Source organism: Nocardiopsis sp. TRM 82005 (assembly GCF_056312425.1).
The window spans coordinates 199,632-215,684 of sequence record NZ_JBWDTQ010000016.1; the positions used below are offsets into that span (position 1 = coordinate 199,632).

Below are 16,053 nucleotides of genomic sequence, written 5' to 3' on the forward strand. Positions count from 1 at the left end.
CGGGCAGGCGCTCACCGAGCAGGATCAGTCCTGGAGGGAGTGCTCCTCGTAGTCGAGGACCTCGTGGCCGTCGTCTCCGTAGTGGAAGATCTCGAAGGTGGCGGCGGTCGGGTCGCCGTTGTCGTCGAAGTCGACGTTGCCGCTGACGCCCTGGTAGTCGATCTCCTCACCATCGGCCAGCAGGTCGCGGCACTCGGAGAAGGACGTGCACTCGGTGCCCTCGGGACGGCTGATGCTGGGCAGCTCGGCCACGTAGTCGGACGGGTTCACGCTGCCCGCGGCCTCGGCGGCCAGGGCGATCGTGGTGACGCAGTCATAGACCTGCGGGGCGAACTGGAACACCTCCAGGTCATCGTTGAAGCTGGTCAGGCCCTCCGAGAAGTCGGGGTTGTCCGCGCTCGGGGCGATGCCGGTGATGCCGGTGACGCTGTCCGGGTCGTCCTGGTTGACGGTCTCGCCCAGGTTCGGGTCGTTGAGGCCGTCGGTGACGTAGAGCTGCTCGCCGTCGATGCCGCTCTCCAGCATCTGGGCGATGACCTGCGCGCCCTCCTCGAAGGCGATGAGCGCGACGGCGTCCGGCTCCTCGTTGGCGACGCTGCTGACGACCGAGTCGTAGGTGGTGGCCTCGGGGTCGTAGGTCTCGTTGACGACGACCTGGGAACCGAGCGCCTCCAGCTCCGTCTGGAGGGCCTGGGCGTAACCGCCGCCGTAGTCGTCGGCCCGGGCGACGATGGCGACGTTCGCGTGTCCCTCGTCAGCGATCTTGCGGGCCATCACCACCGCGGAGAGCAGGTCGCTGGGCGCGGTACGGAAGTAGTAGCCGTCGTCCTCGATGTTGCTCAGCTCGGCGGAGGTGTTGGAGCCGGAGCACTGGACGATCTCGGCACCGGTGACGGTGTCGTAGGTCGCCTGGGTCATTCCGGACGCGGCGGCGCCGATGACGGCGTTCACCTCGTCGGAGACGAGGCTGTTGGCGGCTTCGTTCGCCTGGGCGTTGTCACCGGCCTCGTCGCCCTCGACGATGTCGGGGACGTCGGAGCCGAGGATGCCGCCGGCCTCGTTGATCTCGGAGATCGCGTATTCCGCCGCGGTGATCTGGGGCGGGCCGAGGAAGGCGAGGTTGCCGGTCTGCGGGTAGAGGATGCCGTAGGTGAACTCGTCACCGCCTCCGTCATCACCGCCGCCTCCTGTGCCGTCCCCGTTGCCACACGCGCTCAGGCCGAGTACAAGGGCCGCGGTTGCGGCAGTGAGGCCTAGGACCTTCTTGCTTGCCATGATCGTGGTCACTCCGTTCAACCGGCGAAGCACGCGCTGCGCGACGCAGCCGTGCACTGGGCATGCGCATCCTGATGTCCGCAATGTGTGGAATGACTTAATCAGGAGCGTTAGCGGAGCTTAATCATGGAAGTTCTGAATCGGAAAGTGCGGAGCGGCCGTTGGTGCCGACTCGCCGTCATGCTGTTATGGCTCTGTAGTCATCACGGCGGTCTCAGGTCCGGTGTTTGTACAGTTCGCAGCTATCCGTATGCAGGGGACAGCAAACTGTCGCGATGATCAGGCATGACAAAGCCCGACCGTCAAGAGCTGCGGTCGGGCTGTAGGAAAGCTACAGGAATGCTGTACGCGGGTGTGAAGCCTACCTTCTTCGCAGTGGGAAAACCCTTGACCGCTATACGCGTCCCGCCTCTGCCGGACGCCTCCGGGCATCCCTGCCGCCTCCTACGCCTGGGGCATCTCGCGCAGCATGCACGTGAGCCGGGAGGTGCACACCTTGCGGTCCCGCTCGTCGGTGATGGCGATGTCCCACGTGGCCAGGGTCCGGCCCAGGTGGACCGGGGTGGCCACGCCGGTCACGTACCCCTCGGTGGCCGACCGGTGGTGGGTGGCGTTGATCTCGATGCCGACCGCGACCCTGTCGAACTGGGCGGCGTGAGCGGTGGAGCCGATCGAGCCCAGGGACTCGGCCAGCACGCACGACGCGCCCCCGTGCAGCAGCCCGAACGGCTGGACGTTGCCCTCCACCGGCATCCGCCCCACCACGCGTTCGGCGGAGACCTCGGTGATCTCGATGCCCATGCGCTCGCCCAGACCGCCCGCCAGGGCGCCTGTGTCGAGCATCCGGCGCATCGCCTCGGAGTCCGTCGTCATGTTGTGTGCCTTCCGATCCACTGGGATTGTCACCGGCCCGAACAGCGGAGAGGACCTCCGGCCCGGGTACGGTGTCCTCCGGTGTTCTCGCGGTGTGGCCGCGAAGTGTCCGTGTTGCATCCTAGGATTTGTCTGTGGTGACCAAGCGAGAGACCCCCGACCAGACATCCCAGGCCAGCGCCGGGGCGGGCGGCGCAGCCCCCTCCAGCGGCGGCCAGCGCCCCCGACTCCTCCTCCTGGACGGCCACTCGATGGCCTTCCGCGCGTTCTTCGCGCTTCCGGTGGAGAAGTTCGGCACGAGTACCGGGCAGTCGACCAACGCCGTCTACGGCTTCGCGTCGATGCTGGTCAAGCTGTTGCGTGACGAGGAGCCCACCCATATCGCGGTGGCGTGGGACCTGTCCGGCCCCACCTTCCGGCACGAGGAGTACGCCGAGTACAAGGACGGCCGTTCCGAGACCCCGCCGGAGCTCCCCTCCCAGGTGCCGCTCACCCAGGACCTCATGCGCCTGGTCGGTGTCACCAACCTGTCCGCGCCGGGCTTCGAGGCCGACGACGTCATCGCCACGCTGGCCCACCAGGGCTGCGAGGCCGGGATGGAGGTGCTCATCGCCTCCGGCGACCGCGACGCCTTCCAGCTGGTCACCGACTCCTGCACGGTCCTGTACCCGGGTAAGAGCCTGTCCGACCTGCGGCGCATGGATCCCGCGGCGGTCGAGGACAAGTACGGGGTCTCCCCGGAGCGCTACCGCGACCTGGCCGCCCTGGTGGGGGAGAAGGCCGACAACCTGCCCGGAGTGCCCGGAGTGGGCCCCAAGACCGCCGCCAAGTGGATCACCAAGTACGGGTCCCTGGACGAGCTGGTCGCCCGCGCCGACGAGCTCACCGGCAAGGCGGGCCAGAACTTCCGGGACCACCTGGACGACGTGCTGCGCAACCAGCGTCTGAACCTGTTGGCCACGGACGTGGCCCTGGACGTGGACGTCAAGGCCCTGGGCCTGGGCGAGGCCGACAGGGCCGGGATCGACGCGCTCTTCGACAACCTGGAGTTCGCCTCCAACCTGCGCGAGCGCCTGTACGCCGTGCTCCGGCTGGCGGAGGGCGGCACGGAGGCGGCCGACGTCGCCTCCGCCGAGGGCTTCCGGGTCGACCTGACCGTGGCCGGGACCGGGGAGCTGGCCTCCTGGCTCGTCGAGCACGCCGCCGGCGACGCCCTCACCCCCACGGCGCCCGCCGGGCTGGCCATGGACGGCACCTGGGGCCGCGGCACCGGCCGGGTGGACGCGCTGGCCGTCAGCGTGCCCTCGGGGGAGGCGGTGTTCGTCGACCCCACCGCCCTGGACCCGGACGACACCGAGGCGCTGGCCGCCTTCCTGGCCGACCCCGAGCGGCCCAAGGCGGTGCACGAGTACAAGGGCACCCTGCTCGCGCTGGGCGCGCACGGGTGGACGCTGGGCGGTGTGGTCAGCGACACCGCGCTGGCCGCCTACCTGGTCCAGCCGGGGCAGCGCCGCTTCGACCTCACCGACCTGTGCCGTAGGTACCTGGGCCGGGAACTGGAGGAGGACTCCTCCGGCGACCAGCTGACCCTGGACCTGGGCGGCGACGGCGACGCGGGTTCGGGACGCCAGCACCTGCTGGCGGTGCGCGCGAGCGCCACCCGCGACCTGGCCGGGGTGCTGTCCGCGGAGCTGGACAGGCGGGGCGGCACCCATCTGCTGCACGAGGTCGAGCTGCCGCTGGTGGACGTACTGGCCCGGCTGGAGCGGGCGGGGATCGCCGCTGACCAGGAGTACCTGGAGGGCCTGCAAGGCGAGTTCGCCTCCGCGGCCCGCGGAGCCGTGGAACGGGCGCACGAGGTGGTGGGCCGCGAGTTCAACCTCGGCTCGCCCAAGCAGCTCCAGCAGGTGCTGTTCGAGGAGCTGGGCCTGCCCAGGACCAAGAAGATCAAGACGGGCTACACCACCGACGCGGACGCGCTGGCGTGGCTGGCCGCGCAGACCGACAACGAGCTGCCCGCGGTGCTGCTGCACCACCGCGACCAGACCAAGCTGCGCACCACGGTCGAGGGGTTGATCAAGACGGTCGCCGACGACGGCCGTATCCACACCACCTTCAACCAGACGGTGGCCGCGACCGGCCGCCTCAGCTCCACCGAGCCCAACCTCCAGAACATTCCGGTGCGCACCGACGTGGGTAGGCGCATCCGCCGGGCGTTCGTGGTGGGGGAGGGCTTCGAGGAGCTGCTCACCGCCGACTACAGCCAGATCGAACTGCGCATCATGGCGCACCTGTCGGGCGAGCAGGCGCTGATCGACGCCTTCAACAGCGGCTACGACTTCCACGCGCAGATGGCCGCGCGGATCTTCGACGTCGGGGTCGAGCAGGTCGACGGAGAGGCGCGCTCCAAGATCAAGGCGATGAGCTACGGCCTGGCCTACGGGTTGAGCGCCTACGGCCTGTCCCAACAGCTGGGGATCGCGCCGGATGAGGCCAAGCGCCTGATGGAGGACTACTTCGCCGAGTTCGGCGGGGTGCGCGACTACCTCGACGCGGTGGTGGAGGAGGCCCGCAAGGTCGGCTACACCGAGACGATCATGGGGCGTCGCCGCTACCTGCCCGACCTGACGAGCGACAACCGCCAGCGCCGGGATATGGCCGAGCGGATGGCGCTCAACGCGCCTATCCAGGGGTCCGCGGCCGACATCATCAAGGTGGCCATGCTCCATGTGGACGCGGCGCTCGCCGAGGGCGGTTTCGCCTCGCGGGTCCTGCTGCAAGTGCACGACGAACTGGTGGTGGAGATCGCCCCGGGCGAGCGCGAGGCGGTCGAAAACCTCGTGACGCACCGGATGAGCTCCGCCTATGATCTGCGTGTCCCGCTGGCCGTCTCGGTCGGCAGCGGGCAGAACTGGCACGACGCCGCGCACTGAGCGCGACGTACGAAGGCGCGAGACGACGCGAGGAGGCGGGAACGGTGACGGCGAGTGGTGGAGCCTCCGAAGGGCTGGCCGTGGGGCCGGTCACCGTTCCGGCCGACGCGCTCACGTGGCGGTTCTCCCGTTCCTCGGGGCCGGGCGGCCAACACGTCAACACCTCCGACACACGGGTGTCGCTGTCGCTGGACGTGGCGGCCTGCGCCAGCCTGGGGCACACCAGGCGCCAGCGTGCGCTGGAGCGGCTCCAGGGACGCCTGGTCGACGGTGTGCTGACGGTGACGGTGCAGACGCACCGGTCGCAGGTGCGCAACCGGATGGAGGCCAAGGAGCGGATGGCGGCCCTGCTGGCGGAGGCCATGGCCCCGCCCGCGCGCGAACGCCGCGCGACCCGCCCCAGCCGGAGGGCCAAACAGCGCCGCCTGGACGCCAAGCGGCGACGGAGCGACGTCAAACGGTCCCGCTCCCGTCCTCCGATGGACTGAGAGTCACCTGCCGCAAATTTTTTTCGCGTGCTCCGGAGGCTCCCCGCCGGTGTGCGCGCGGTTTCCTGCCAGGAGGCGGTACGCCCGCGCGGACATGGGAGTACCCACCAGTTGATCTTGTCCGCCATGCTCGGGTAAATTGCCGCCATTGTGACCTAAGTCGGGTTGGCGGGTCCGGGTTCCGATTGACCAGGACGCCCTTGTCTCATATTCTGGCGGAAGCGTTGTGGGTTCGTGCGGGCGTCACCTGTCTCCGATGAGGGGCTGTAGGTCTCCGATGAGGGACCGCAAGGATGGCGCCGCTTCGGTCAGGACTCTGGACCCGGCGGTTGGTGCTCAGGCGACTCTGTGTCGTCGTGGCCCTGCTTCCCACCTCTGGACGACGGATCGACGAGCTCGAACCTGCGATGTGCCCATCTTCTGAATCTGTCCGTATCCGGAGTCCACCCACAAATGACGAGCAGCACCGAGGCCACCTCGACACCCCAGGTAGCGGTCAACGACATCGGGTCCGAGGAAGCCTTCCTCGCGGCGATCGACGAGACCATCAAGTACTTCAACGACGGTGACATTGTCGAGGGCACCATCGTGAAGGTCGATCGAGACGAGGTCTTGCTCGACATCGGCTACAAGACCGAGGGTGTGATTCCCTCACGGGAACTCTCGATCAAGCACGACGTCGACCCCGGCGAGGTTGTTGCCGTCGGCGACCAGGTCGAGGCCCTCGTCCTCCAGAAGGAGGACAAGGAGGGTCGCCTGATCCTGTCCAAGAAGCGCGCCCAGTACGAGCGCGCCTGGGGCACGATCGAAAAGATCAAGGAGGAGGACGGCGTCGTCACCGGCACCGTCATCGAGGTCGTCAAGGGCGGTCTCATCCTCGACATCGGCCTGCGCGGCTTCCTGCCCGCGTCCCTGGTCGAGATGCGCCGCGTGCGTGACCTGCAGCCCTACGTCGGCCGCGAGCTCGAAGCGAAGATCATCGAGCTGGACAAGAACCGCAACAACGTGGTCCTGTCCCGTCGCGCCTGGCTGGAGCAGACCCAGTCCGAGGTCCGCCAGACCTTCCTCAACACCCTCCAGAAGGGTCAGATCCGCAAGGGCGTCGTCTCCTCGATCGTTAACTTCGGTGCGTTCGTGGACCTGGGCGGCGTTGACGGCCTGGTGCACGTCTCGGAGCTGTCCTGGAAGCACATCGACCACCCGAGCGAGGTTGTCGAGGTCGGCCAGGAGGTCACCGTCGAGGTTCTCGACGTGGACATGGAGCGCGAGCGCGTCTCCCTGTCGCTCAAGGCGACCCAGGAAGACCCGTGGCAGCAGTTCGCCCGGACCCACCAGATCGGCCAGGTCGTTCCCGGCAAGGTCACCAAGCTGGTTCCGTTCGGTGCGTTCGTGCGTGTCGAGGAGGGCATCGAGGGCCTGGTCCACATCTCCGAGCTGGCCGAGCGCCACGTCGAGGTGCCCGAGCAGGTCGTCCAGGTCGGCACCGAGATCTTCGTCAAGATCATCGACATCGACCTCGACCGCCGCCGCATCAGCCTCTCGCTGAAGCAGGCCAACGAGAGCGTCTCGCCGGACCAGGTGGACTTCGACCCCACCCTGTACGGCATGGCCGCGGACTACGACGAGCAGGGCAACTACAAGTACCCCGAGGGCTTCGACCCCGAGAGCGGCGAGTGGCTCGAGGGCTTCGAGGCTCAGCGGGACGAGTGGGAGCGCAGCTACGCCGAGGCGCAGGCCCGCTTCGAGGCGCACCGCAAGCAGGTCGAGGAGGCCCGCGCGGCCGAGGCCGACGCTGCCAACGCGCCCGCCCCCGAGGAGGAGGAAGAGTACACCGGCGGCGGTGGCGGCACCCAGAACGCCGCTCCGGCCAGCTCGGAGTCCTCCAGCGGCGCCCTGGCCTCGGACGAGGCCCTGGCCGCCCTCCGCGAGAAGCTCGCGGGTGGCGAGGCCTAGCCAGTAGGTCCGCAAGGATTCGCTGACAGCCACGAAGGGTCGTTCCCTCTCCGGAGGGGACGGCCCTTCGTCATGTCCGGGCCCGCTTCCGGGGCTCCGGCATGTCGGGGCACTAGTGTCGTGGCGTGTCCCCGAGGGCGGGGCTCGTTGAGGAGGCGACGTGTTCGACATCCACCCGGCCACCCCCGCTGACGCGGGCGAGGTCTTCACCCTCCAGCGGGCCGCGTTCGTCGACGAGGCCCAAGCCTTCGGAGATCCGTTCGTACTACCGCTCACAGAGAGTCTGGAGAGAGTGGAGAGGCTGCTGGGGCAGGAGGAGACCCTCATGCTCAAGGCGGTCTCCGGGACCCGCCTGGTCGGAACGGTCCGGGGACGGGTGATGGGCACCAGCGCGGTGATCGGCCGCTTGGCGGTGGTCCCCGACCTGCGCCGCCGGGGGATCGCTCGGGCGCTGCTCACCGAGCTCGAGGGGCGCCTGTGCGAACGCCACCCGGACCTGGCCGCGCTCACCCTCTCCACCGGCGCCCAGGACCCCGGGCAGCAGCGGCTCTACCGCGGGCTCGGGTACACCGAGACCTCCCGTGAACGGGTGGCCGAACACCTGGTCATGGTGCACATGCGCAAGGAAGTCGGCCCGGGCCGTCCCGGCGGGGGCGGTATGACGGAGCGGAAGGCGGCGGTCTAGGGTTTTCGGCATGCTGAAAGTGGGACTCACCGGCGGGATCGGCTCCGGCAAGAGCGCGGTCTCGACCGAACTGGCCGCCTACGGTGCCACCGTCATCGACGCCGACGCCATCGCCCGGGAGGTGGTCGAGCCCGGTACACCCGGTCTGGACACGGTCGTCGCCGAGTTCGGGGAGGAGGTCCTCACCCCGGAGGGGCGGCTGGACCGGCCCAGACTGGGTGAGATCGTCTTCGCCGACGAGGAGCGCCTGGCCCGGCTCAACGCCATCGTGCACCCCCTGGTGGGCGAGCGCAGCGCCCAGTTGATGGAGGAGGCGGTGGCCTCCGGGGTGAAGGTGGTGGTCTACGACGTCCCGCTGCTGGTGGAGAACGGCCTGGGCCCGCTCTACGACGTGGTGGTCGTGGTCGACGCCCCCGACGAGGTACGGGTGGAACGGGTCGCCCTCAACAGGGGGATGCCGCGCGAGCAGGTGCGGGCCCGCATCCGGGCGCAGGCCGGCCGCGAGGCCCGTCTGGCCGCCGCCGACCTGGTGGTCGACAACTCCGGGACCCGAGAGGAACTGGGGGATCGGGTCGCCGAGCTGTGGAGAGAGCTCCTCGCACGCGCCGGGTAGTGTTCTCCGGAACCTCCTGCTCCGCTTCGCCCACCCGAGCCCGTACGGCACTCCCGAGAGGCAGGGCAAGCGTTCGCCGCACGGTCAGCCGCTCTGGTCCCCGCCTTCGTCCGGTCCTCGGCGCAGGGACGCGGACAGGGACGAACCGGCGTCCACGGCCTCACGCACCAGCTCCTCCCGGACCGAGCGCGCGGCCTCCACACTGAGCAGGCTGTCGTCGATCTCCTCGGTGCTCACCGTGTCCTGGGAACGAGGAAAGCGCCAGGTCGGCGTAGTCCGCGGCGCGGTCGGCGATCTCCTGGCACTGCTCCCACTCGCGGTGCGCCGTCACCGCCGCGCGCACGCGCTCGCCGTAGCCGGTCAGTACCCCGATCTGCTCGGCGAGCGACGTGTGGGCGCTGTCCACAGCCTCTCCCTGCGGTTCAAGCGCCCGGGTGACCTGATCGGACACCGCCTCGCGCCTGCGCCGCACCAGCTCCTTCCGTAGGGCGCGCAGACGCAGCAGCTCCTGGGACATCCGCCACTCCTCCTCGCGCAACAGGGACAGGGCGTGGCTGGCGTCGAAGGATCCGCCCAGTATCCGGGTGCCCTCCTCCACCCGGTCGGTGGCCTGCTGGAGCTGGGCGAACAGATGCGCCTCGGGCTCCTCGTTCCGGGTGGCGTAGCCGTAGGGGCGGCCGAAGTCCTCTGGCAGCACGTAGTGGTCGGCGTTCTCCGAGGCCAGGCGGGCGGCCATGCCCGGGCGCATGACGGCCCCGGTACCGCCCGCGGCGGCGGCCAGGTAGGGGGCCGCGGTCGCGGGATCGCCGGGGGCGGCCGCGCCGAGCGGGCCGACGGCCTGTTCGAGCAGCAGCCGGGCGCCGAGGACTCAGGCCACGGCGGCGGGCAGCGCCCAGAAGGCGTGCATGACCAGGTCGGCCCAGTCATCGGTGAAGGAGCCCTTGAGGGAGACCAGGCCGAGGACGGCCATGGTCGCCAGCACGCAGCGGCCGCGGTCGGTCCGGGCCCCCTACATCGCTCCCGCGCCGACCGGGGCCGCCACCCGCGACCGGCTCAAGCACCCCTCACCGCCCGGGACGAGAAGGTGCTGCACCTGGTCGGCGCGCACCTCGGCTCGCTTGCGTCGAAGGACCTCAAGGCCCGGTGCCGTGACGGCCTGGAGCACTCCACGAACACGTGGGCGGCCCGTAAGCGGGAGCTGACCGCCGCGTCCTCGTCCAGGTGGGCCGGGGTGATCACCAAGAGCTCCAATGAGCAGTGGGCGCTGGCCCGGCGCGGCCAGGCCGCGCACCTTCAGTCCCTTGAGGCGGCGATCAAGACGATCGCGTGCCGCTTGTCGTTGCCGGTCGGTTCGAAGGGCACCAAGCGTGCTCCGGGCGGCTACCGCAGCAGGCAGGAGTGGTTCGCCAAGGCCCGGCGCCCGCACTTGCTCGAGGACCACCTCGCCGCTGTGCGTGCCGACCGGTAGGCTTCGCGCCCGGCTCACCTCGATGGCCGCCGCCACCGGCATCGCGATCATCGCCATCGATCCGGCCTACACTTCCGCATGGGGCGCCCAGCACTGGCAGAAACCACTCACCAGCACCAGCCAGGAAGATCTCCCGTCACGATGCGGCCAGCATCGCGATCGGGCGACGCGCCCAGGGCCGCCCGATCCGGCGACGGACGACACCGCCCCGTGCACACCAGAGTGATGTGCACGGGCATCGGACCGTCCAGACCGGACCGGATGTCCTTGGGCGTGAGGAAGCCCGCCCCCGCATCCCCGGACCACGCACCGGATGCGTGCATCCGGAAGCGGAGAGTACGCGGGCGACCAGGACACCCACAACCGTTCGGGATGTCCGCAGTGACCAGGTATGGGTACAAAACTCACTCCTGCTCACTGATGAGGAACGGTGTGACACGGCTGGCACCCCGCTTCGGACACAGGGCGCTGAGTTCGACGACAGCTACGTACCCGCGACCGGGCGGGGATGTCACAGGCGGTCGGTACCGTTGGGAACGGAGGGACACGCGGGCGCGGGGGCGGCCCGCCGTTCGATGGGAGAAGAGGCGACGTGCGACCGGTCAGCGACATCAAACGCAGTGAGGCGCCCTTCGAGGTGATCTCGGAGATGACCCCGGCGGGGGACCAGCCCGCCGCGATCGCCGAGATCGGCAAGCGGGTACGGGCGGGGGACCCGCACACGGTGCTGCTCGGCGCCACGGGTACCGGTAAGACGGCGACCGTGGCCTGGACGGTGGAACGGCTCCAGCGGCCGACCCTGGTGATGCAGCCCAACAAGACACTGGCGGCGCAGTTCGCCAACGAGCTGCGGCAGATGCTGCCGAACAACGCGGTCGAGTACTTCGTGTCGTACTACGACTACTACCAGCCCGAGGCCTACGTCCCGCAGAGCGACACCTTCATCGAGAAGGACTCCTCGATCAACGACGAGGTGGAGCGGCTGCGCCACTCGGCGACCAACTCGCTGCTCACCCGTCGGGACACCATCGTGGTCGCGTCGGTCTCGTGCATCTACGGTCTGGGCACCCCGCAGGAGTACGTGGACCGGATGGCGCAGCTGGCGGTGGGCATGGAGGTTGACCGCGACGATCTGCTGCGCCGTCTGGTGGAGATGCAGTACTCCCGCAACGACACCGCGTTCACGCGCGGCACGTTCCGTGTGCGCGGCGACACGATCGAGATCATCCCCGTCTACGAGGAACTGGCGATCCGCATCGAGATGTTCGGTGACGAGATCGAGCGCCTGCTCACCCTGCACCCGCTCACCGGCGAGGTGCTGGGGGAGAGCCAGGAGATGTTCCTCTTCCCCGCCTCGCACTACGTGGCCGGTGAGGAGCGCACCGAGCGGGCGATCGCCACGATCGAGACGGAGCTGGGTGAGCGGCTGGCCGAGCTGGAGGCGCAGGGCAAGCTGCTGGAGGCGCAGCGCCTGCGCATGCGTACCACCCACGACCTGGAGATGATGCGCCAGCTGGGTACCTGCTCTGGTATCGAGAACTACTCGCGGCACTTCGACGACCGCGAACAGGGAAGCCCGCCCAACACGCTGCTGGACTACTTCCCCGACGACTTCCTGCTGGTGCTGGACGAGTCGCACGTGACCGTCCCGCAGATCGGCGCGATGTACGAGGGCGACGCCGCGCGCAAGCGCACTCTGGTCGACCACGGGTTCCGGTTGCCGTCGGCGATGGACAACCGGCCGCTGAAGTGGGAGGAGTTCACGGAACGGATCGGCCAGGCCGTCTACCTGTCGGCGACGCCGGGCCGCTACGAGCTGCGCCAGAGCGGCGGCGACGTGGTGGAGCAGGTCATCCGCCCCACCGGCCTGATCGACCCGGAGGTGCTGGTCAAGTCGACCGACGGGCAGATCGACGACCTGGTGCACGAGATCCGGGTCCGCGCCGAGCGCCAGGAGCGGGTGTTGGTCACCACGCTCACCAAGAAGATGGCCGAGGACCTCACCGACTACTTCGCCGAGCTGGGCATCCGGGTGCGCTACCTGCACAGTGAGGTGGACACGCTACGCCGGGTGGAGCTGCTGCGGGAGCTTCGGGTGGGCGAGTTCGACGTGCTGGTGGGCATCAACCTGCTGCGCGAGGGCCTGGATCTGCCCGAGGTGTCGCTGGTGGCGATCCTGGACGCGGACAAGGAGGGCTTCCTGCGCTCGGAGACCTCGCTGATCCAGACGATCGGCCGTGCGGCGCGCAACGTCGCGGGCCAGGTGCACATGTACGCCGACAACGTCACGGACTCGATGCGCGCGGCCATCGACGAGACCAACCGGCGCCGGGACAAGCAGCTGGCCTACAACGCCGAGCACGGAATCGACCCCACGCCGCTGCGCAAGCAGATCGCCGACATCCTGGACACGCTCAACCGGGAGGACGTGGACACCGAGGAGCTCATGTCCACCGGTTACCGCAGCTCCGCGGCCAAGGGCGGCCGGGCCCCGGTGCCCGCGCTGGGCGAGCGCTCGGCGGAGGTGTCCGACATGCCGCGCGCGGATCTGGCGGGGCTCATCGAGCAGCTGAGCGAGCAGATGCACCAAGCCGCGGTCGATCTCCAGTTCGAGCTGGCGGCCAGGTTGCGCGACGAGATCAGTGAGCTCAAGCGTGAGCTTCGCGGCATGGACGCGGCCGGTGTGAAGTGACGCCGGCTCCTGCGGGACAGCGGTTCCGGCCTCGCGAGCCCGGGGCCGGAGCGGTCCGGCGGTATCGGAACAAGAACGTTTCAAGAACGATTAGGTCGCATAGTTACCTTCGCGTGACATATCCTTGGCTTTGCATAAGCCGTATGTCGCAATTGCCGGTTATCTGGCTATGGGGGAAACATGAGGGTTCGGCTCTTGGCGGCCGCAGGTGGTGGTCTGCTGTTCACCTCCCTGCTGCCCGGCTGTGGACCGGCCCTCGGGCATGAGGACGTCGATGAGCCCAAAGGCGCCCCGGGTACTGAGGACGTCACGGGCGAGTTCGCCATGCCTGATCACAACGTCAGCAACGGTGACACGCTGATCGTCGTCGACAACGGCGCGGAGGTCAGCGAGGACTGCGGGGGCCGCGAGGTCATCGTCACCGCGGACGACGCCGCCGTGATACTGCACGGTGACTGCGGACTGGTGCGGGCCACCGGCCGCGGGACCACCGTCGACGTGGGCGCGGCGGACAAGATCGTGCTGGTCGGAGTGGACAACACCGTCTCCTTCGCCTCAGGCGACCCCGAGGTGATCAACCACGGCCGCAACACCACGGTGACCGAGGGCGGCGTTGCCGGGGAAGAGGCCGGAAGCACCGCCGGGTAGGGCGGTTCCGTGTCGGTGCGTTGACCGCCCCGGCATCCGAGAGTGACCTTCGATCCGTTACCGTGGTGCGCGTCCGCCCGCACCGCACCGTGGTGCGCGGATGCCAAGGCCGGGCGGGTGTGGCGACGCGGAGTGAAATATCGGTTGCAATTGGCGGTTTCGTCCTCCCAGCCGGCTCCGAGGCGGTACGGTCGATTCGTCCCGCCCGCGGTACGCCCGGTCCCGTCGGGGCGGCACGACGGTCAGGGGCGCCGCGCGCGCCATCCGGTACCGGTCCGGGGTCGCGCGTTCGACGTGAGGACCCGCTAGGGGAGGGGTGGATGAGCGGTTATGTCGCGCGGGTGCGGCATGATGAGTCGCCCGGGGGCGACGTCGGCCTGGAGCCGCTGGTACGGTCGGCCGCCCAGCGCTGGGCCGCCGCGGACCCTCTGCTGCCCGAACCCGTCAACTTCGCTTCAGGTTCTTATCCCCTCCTGACCGTCAGCGACGAGGACAGCCGCACCGTCGCCGCCGGCACCATGCACTACACCTGGTACCAGCCCGGTGAGGTCGGCCGGATCTGGGGCGTGCCCGACCAGCACTGGCTGACCCCCATCGTCGGTGGTCCCGACCCCAGCCGTGCCCTGGACTCCCTGCTGACCAGTTGGCGCGACCAGTTGGAGGACCTGCCGACCGGTACCGGTTCGGAGTCGGCGGCCCTGGTGAGCTGGCCCGCCCGCGACGTGTGCGGCATCATCCCGCTACAGCGCCACGGATTGCAGCCCTACACCGTGCTGGCCGCACGTCAGCGCCGCCGCGGGGTGCCCCCCTCGCTGCCGCCGCGCGACGTGACCATAAGGCTGGCCGACCGCAGCGACCTGACCCAGGTGGTTGGCCTCTTGATGGAGGAGCACCGCTACGAGCAGCACTTCGGCGGGGTGTTCCTGCAACCGGACACCGCCGAGCAGACCCGAAAGGTCGCCGCCCGGGCGCTCAACCGCTCCCGTTCCTGGATCTGGCTGGCCGAGCGTCGCGGCCGCGCCGTGGGGCTGCTGTGGGTGTCACCGCCCGAGCGCTCCCGCTGGGCCAAGTCGCTGGTCAACGCGCGCCCGGTCGCCCACATCGGTTACGGCGTGGTGATCGCGGATGAGCGCGGCAACGGAATCGGTACCGCACTGGTGGGCCAGGCACACCAGGCTTTGGACAGCCACGGGGTGGGCGCCTCCGTGCTCAACTACGCCGCGATGAACCCGCTGTCCGGTCCGTTCTGGCACCGCATGGGCTACCGCCCCGTGTGGACGACCTGGGAGGTCCGCCCCGCCCTGGCCCTGCGTTGAGCCCTGGTGCCGGACCCGTCCCAGTCCGTGCGTGGAACGCGACGGTGGGTGGAAGGTGAGGAATGATGGCCGCGAACGACCTCGGGCCCCAAGGCGCCGAACACGTGGAGATCGTCGAGGTGGGGCCGCGCGACGGCCTCCAGAACGAGGACAGGACGCTTTCGGTCGACGACCGTGTCGAGTTGATCGACCGCGCCGTGGCCTCCGGTGTGCGTCGGATCGAGGCGGTCAGCTTCGTCAACCCCAAGCGGGTGCCGCAGATGGCCGGGGCCGAGGAGATCATGGCAGGCGTCACACGCGCTCCGGGGGTCTCCCACATCGGCCTGGTGCTCAACCGGCGCGGCCTGGACCGCGCGGTGGCGGCCGGGGTCTCCGAGGTCAACGTGGCGGTGCCCGCCACCGACGGTTTCTGCGTCCGCAACCAGGGCTGCACTGTCGAGGAGATGCTCGGTACCCTCGCCGGCATCGACTCAGCGCTGGCCGGGACGGGGATCCCGCTGAGCGTCACCGTCTCCACCGCGTTCGGCTGCCCCTTCGACGGCGAGGTGCCGCCCGAGCAGGTCGTCGAGGTGGTCCGCCGTATCGCCGACACCGGCGCCGTGGAGATCGCCCTGGCCGACACCATCGGTGTGGGCGTGCCCCGTCAGGTGAGCGACCTCCTGGCCAAGGTCGGGAAGGTTGCCGACGGCCGTAGGCTGCGCTGCCACTTCCACAACACCCGCAACACCGGTTACGCGAACGCGCTCGCGGCCGTGGACGGGGGCGTACGGGTGCTCGACGCCAGCCTGGGCGGCTTCGGCGGCTGCCCGTTCGCGCCTGCCGCGACCGGCAACATCGCCACCGAGGACCTGCTGTACATGCTTCATCGCAGCGGCCTGCACACGGGCGTGAGCCTGTCCGGGGCCGCGGCCCTGGGCGAGTGGATGGGGGAGCGCCTGGACAAGCAGCCGCCCGCCTACCTGGGCCGTGCGGGCGCCTTCCCGGCCTGACGCACCGCAGGTCGGGCTTCGACCGAAGCCCGGGGGCCGGACTCTCCCCCTCCGGAGCGTGTGGCGGCCACCCCCGCTGTGCGCACGGCGGCTCGGTGCCGCACCGCTGCACCGGAACCG

Annotated in this window: 14 protein-coding genes; 11 read left to right on the plus strand and 3 right to left on the minus strand. The window is 69.6% G+C overall.

Translation table 11 applies throughout. The features are described 5' to 3' along the window. Nucleotides 1-24: 24 nt before the first annotated feature. Entirely contained in the window at nucleotides 25-1,275 is a 1,251-nt protein-coding gene (locus AC0T5L_RS13435) for an ABC transporter substrate-binding protein (protein ID WP_476165764.1), read from the minus strand. 444 nt (nucleotides 1,276-1,719) lie between these two features. Next, nucleotides 1,720-2,148 (minus strand): PaaI family thioesterase, encoded by a 429-nt coding sequence (locus AC0T5L_RS13440; protein WP_476165765.1) that lies wholly within the window; start codon nucleotides 2,146-2,148, stop codon nucleotides 1,720-1,722. A gap of 134 nt (nucleotides 2,149-2,282) precedes the next feature. On the opposite strand from AC0T5L_RS13440, the gene polA reads away from it, so the two are divergent. From polA to coaE, 5 genes are all read left to right on the plus strand, one after another. Then, nucleotides 2,283-5,081, plus strand: a complete 2,799-nt coding sequence (gene polA, locus AC0T5L_RS13445; RefSeq protein ID WP_476165766.1) for a DNA polymerase I — start codon at nucleotides 2,283-2,285, stop codon at nucleotides 5,079-5,081. Between the two features lie 44 nt (nucleotides 5,082-5,125). Beyond that, entirely contained in the window at nucleotides 5,126-5,569 is a 444-nt protein-coding gene (arfB, locus tag AC0T5L_RS13450) for an alternative ribosome rescue aminoacyl-tRNA hydrolase ArfB (RefSeq protein ID WP_476165767.1), read from the plus strand. Between the two features lie 453 nt (nucleotides 5,570-6,022). Further along, entirely contained in the window at nucleotides 6,023-7,522 is a 1,500-nt protein-coding gene (rpsA, locus tag AC0T5L_RS13455; RefSeq protein WP_476165768.1) for a 30S ribosomal protein S1, read from the plus strand. A gap of 160 nt (nucleotides 7,523-7,682) precedes the next feature. Then, nucleotides 7,683-8,207 carry a GNAT family N-acetyltransferase gene (locus AC0T5L_RS13460; protein ID WP_476165769.1) on the plus strand — a complete coding sequence of 175 codons (525 nt, stop codon included), beginning with the start codon at nucleotides 7,683-7,685 and terminating at the stop codon, nucleotides 8,205-8,207. A gap of 10 nt (nucleotides 8,208-8,217) precedes the next feature. Continuing rightward, nucleotides 8,218-8,820: a dephospho-CoA kinase gene (gene coaE, locus AC0T5L_RS13465; RefSeq protein WP_476165770.1), complete on the plus strand. Its 603-nt coding sequence runs from the start codon at nucleotides 8,218-8,220 to the stop codon at nucleotides 8,818-8,820. Nucleotides 8,821-8,980: 160 nt separating this feature from the next. On the opposite strand, the gene AC0T5L_RS13470 is transcribed toward coaE, so the two are convergent. Continuing rightward, nucleotides 8,981-9,568, minus strand: a complete 588-nt coding sequence (locus AC0T5L_RS13470) for a hypothetical protein (RefSeq protein ID WP_476165771.1) — start codon at nucleotides 9,566-9,568, stop codon at nucleotides 8,981-8,983. A gap of 336 nt (nucleotides 9,569-9,904) precedes the next feature. On the opposite strand from AC0T5L_RS13470, the gene AC0T5L_RS13475 reads away from it, so the two are divergent. The 6 genes from AC0T5L_RS13475 (at nucleotide 9,905) to AC0T5L_RS13500 (ending at nucleotide 15,933) form a co-directional block, all read left to right on the plus strand. Further along, nucleotides 9,905-10,288: a hypothetical protein gene (locus AC0T5L_RS13475; protein ID WP_476165772.1), complete on the plus strand. Its 384-nt coding sequence runs from the start codon at nucleotides 9,905-9,907 to the stop codon at nucleotides 10,286-10,288. A 22-nt stretch (nucleotides 10,289-10,310) separates the two neighbouring features. Further along, nucleotides 10,311-10,514, plus strand: coding sequence for a hypothetical protein (locus AC0T5L_RS13480; protein WP_476165773.1), 204 nt, complete (start codon nucleotides 10,311-10,313; stop codon nucleotides 10,512-10,514). Nucleotides 10,515-10,880: 366 nt separating this feature from the next. After that, a complete protein-coding gene (uvrB, locus tag AC0T5L_RS13485) occupies nucleotides 10,881-12,980 on the plus strand; it encodes an excinuclease ABC subunit UvrB (RefSeq protein WP_476165774.1) in 2,100 nt (699 codons plus the stop codon). 180 nt (nucleotides 12,981-13,160) lie between these two features. Then, a complete protein-coding gene (locus tag AC0T5L_RS13490) occupies nucleotides 13,161-13,628 on the plus strand; it encodes a DUF3060 domain-containing protein (RefSeq protein WP_476165775.1) in 468 nt (155 codons plus the stop codon). Between the two features lie 320 nt (nucleotides 13,629-13,948). Beyond that, entirely contained in the window at nucleotides 13,949-14,944 is a 996-nt protein-coding gene (locus AC0T5L_RS13495) for a GNAT family N-acetyltransferase (protein ID WP_476165776.1), read from the plus strand. A 65-nt stretch (nucleotides 14,945-15,009) separates the two neighbouring features. Next, the gene (locus AC0T5L_RS13500) at nucleotides 15,010-15,933 is read left to right on the plus strand and encodes a hydroxymethylglutaryl-CoA lyase (protein WP_476165777.1); all 924 of its coding nucleotides are present in this window, start codon (nucleotides 15,010-15,012) and stop codon (nucleotides 15,931-15,933) included. Nucleotides 15,934-16,053 lie beyond the last annotated feature (120 nt).